1 protein-coding gene is annotated in these 1,285 nt (G+C 59.6%); it reads left to right on the top strand.

Features of this window, described 5'->3' with window-relative positions; translation table 11 throughout:
- Positions 1–77 precede the first annotated feature (77 nt).
- Positions 78–1,232: an IS481 family transposase gene (locus ACMWJS_RS22905; RefSeq protein WP_414747635.1), complete on the top strand. Its 1,155-nt coding sequence runs from the start codon at positions 78–80 to the stop codon at positions 1,230–1,232.
- The last annotated feature ends 53 nt before the right edge of the window (positions 1,233–1,285 follow it).

Raw genomic sequence — 1,285 nt, 5'->3', positions numbered from 1 at the left:
TGTACAGTCCGGGGACATAGTGAACACTTGTTCGGGGACATGGTAGACACTTACAACTAAGGCATAAGAACCCGTTTATGGAGTCGCTTATGCCCTGGGATGCGAGAGATACCATGTCATTACGTACCGAGTTTGTTTTGTTCGCCTCGCAGGACGGGGCGAACATTCGTTCCCTATGCCGTCACTACGGCATTTCCCCTGCCACCGGCTATAAGTGGCTTCAGCGCTGGGCTGTGGAAGGCGCCTCCGGACTTCAGGACCGCCCCCGCACTCCCCGTCATTCCCCGAACCGCTCATCTGACGACATCACTGCCCTGCTGCGCATGGCGCATGAACGCCATGCACGCTGGGGAGCCCGCAAGATTAAACGCTGGCTGGAAGACCGGGGACACTGTATTCCTGCCTTCAGCACCGTCCATAATCTGATGGCCCGTCACGGTCTGCTGCCGGGCGCATCACCGGGCATCCCGGCCACGGGGCGCTTTGAACATGATGCCCCAAACCGGCTCTGGCAGATGGATTTCAAGGGCCACTTTCCCTTCGGTGGCGGCCGCTGCCATCCGCTCACCCTGCTGGATGACCACTCCCGTTTTTCCCTGTGCCTGGCGCACTGTAACGATGAACGACGTGAGACCGTGCAACAGCAGCTGGTCAGCGTGTTTGAACGCTACGGCCTGCCGGACAGGATGACCATGGACAACGGCTCACCGTGGGGCGACACCACCGGCACCTGGACGGCACTGGAGCTGTGGCTGATGCGCCAGGGTATCCGGGTGGGTCACTCCCGGCCGTATCATCCGCAGACGCAGGGCAAGCTGGAGCGTTTTCACCGCAGCCTGAAGGCGGAAGTGCTGCAGGGGAAGTGGTTCGCAGACAGGGGGGAACTGCAGCGTGCCTTTGACCACTGGCGGACGGTCTATAACCTTGAACGCCCGCACGAGGCGCTGGATATGGCGGTACCGGCCTCACGGTATCAGCCGTCTGCACGCCAGTACAGCAGCAACACAGCGCCACCGGAATATGACGAAGGGGTGATGGTCAGGAAAGTGGATATCAGCGGTAAGCTGAGCGTCAGAGGTATCAGTCTGAGCGCGGGTAAGGCGTTCAGGGGAGAGCGGGTCGGACTGAAGGAGACGCAGGAGGATGGCTGTTACGAAGTGTGGTGGTACAGCACGAAAGTGGGGGTGATCGACCTGAAGAAACAGTCGATCACCATGGGTAAAGGATGTTAAAAAGTGTTCACCATGTCCCCGAACACCTGTCTACCATGTCCCCGGACTGTACA

The organism is Enterobacter sp. HK-058-C-ECC (assembly GCF_047531125.1).
GTDB lineage: Bacteria > Pseudomonadota > Gammaproteobacteria > Enterobacterales > Enterobacteriaceae > Enterobacter > Enterobacter quasiroggenkampii.
The sequence above is the reverse complement of the archived record's forward strand: the minus strand, read 5'-3'. Positions and strand labels throughout refer to the sequence as shown.

Excerpts from the sequence above, each read along its gene's own strand:
- ACMWJS_RS22905 (WP_414747635.1), top strand. The coding sequence starts at position 78 with ATGGAGTCGCTTATGCCCTGGGATGCGAGAGATACCATGTCATTACGT.